1 protein-coding gene is annotated in these 1215 nt (G+C 73.8%); it reads right to left on the bottom strand.

The genetic code is table 11. The features are described from left to right. Nucleotides 1-1215 (bottom strand): sensor histidine kinase (locus tag ACLEQD_RS43780; protein WP_410391849.1); only part of this gene is annotated, 1215 nt, incomplete at both ends.

The following is a 1215-nucleotide window of genomic DNA, read 5'->3' as shown; positions in this document are numbered from 1 at the left end:
TGGAGGCCAGGGGGCTCCGCGTCGCGCCGGAGCAGGGGCACGCCGGACCTCCACCCGCGTGCCCTTGCCCATCTGGCTGGTGATGAGGATGCGCCCGCCGTGCTGCAGGACGATGCGGCGGCTGAGCGCTAGGCCCAGGCCGGTGCCCTCCCCGGCCGCGCGCGTGGAGAAGAAGGGCTGGAAGAGCCGCTCCAGGTCCTCCGGGCGGATGCCCACGCCGGTGTCCACGATGGTGACGAGCGCTTCGTCGCCCTGCTGCGCCGTCTCCACCTGCACGCGGCCGGTGTCGCCCACCGCGCGCACGGCGTTGTCCAGGAGGTTGAGCCACACCTGGTTGAGGGTGCCCGGGTCGCCCCAGATGGGCTCCGCGCACTGGTACGAGCGCTCCACCACGACGCCCGGCGGGATGCGCCAGCCCAGCACGCTGAGCGTGGAGTCGAGCGCGGCATCCAACCGCACCGCCACGGGCTTCTCCGCCGTGCGCACGAAGGACAGGAGCGACTCCGCCAGGTGGCGGATGCGCTGGCCGCACTCCTCCATCACCTCCAGCATGGCGGGGCCCAGGTTGGGGTCGCCGCCGGTCTGCTTCCCCTGGACGACCTCCTTGAGCGGGATGAGCGCGTTCATCAGCCCGTTGAGGGGGTTGCGCACCTCGTGCGCGAAGCCGGAGGTGAGCAGGCCGATGGCCGCCAGCCGCTCGTTCTCCGCCGCGCGCACGGCCGCCTCGCGCAGGCGCAGCTGCGTCTCCACGCGCGCCAAGAGCTCGCGCGGGCTGAAGGGCTTGCCCAGGTAGTCATTGGCGCCCGCGCCCAGGGCCTCCACCTTGGCGGACACCTCCTGGCGCGCGGTGAGCAGGATGACGGGCAGGTCCACCGTCTGCGCGTGGGAGCGCAGCTGCACCAGGAGGTTCAGGCCGGACAGCACCGGCATCATCACGTCGGACACCACCAGGTCCGGCCGCTCCTCCAGGGCGCGGCGCACGCCCTCCTCGCCGTTGGTGGCCTCCAGCACCCGGTAGCCCGGCGCGAGGATGTCCGCGATGAAGGCGCGGATCTCCGCGTCGTCCTCCACCACCAGGATGCGCGGCGCCTTCGCGTCCGCGCGCGTGTGGTCCTGCGGCTCCGAGGGGCGCTGCGCCCCGGCGACGGTGGCGGCCAGCACGGTGGCGAAGCGGCCGGAGCTGCGGCGCTCGCGGCGCGTGGGCAGGTCCGTGGC

This window comes from Corallococcus sp. 4LFB, from assembly GCF_046520365.1.
Classification (GTDB): domain Bacteria; phylum Myxococcota; class Myxococcia; order Myxococcales; family Myxococcaceae; genus Corallococcus; species Corallococcus caeni.
The sequence above is the reverse complement of the archived record's forward strand: the minus strand, read 5'-3'. Positions and strand labels throughout refer to the sequence as shown.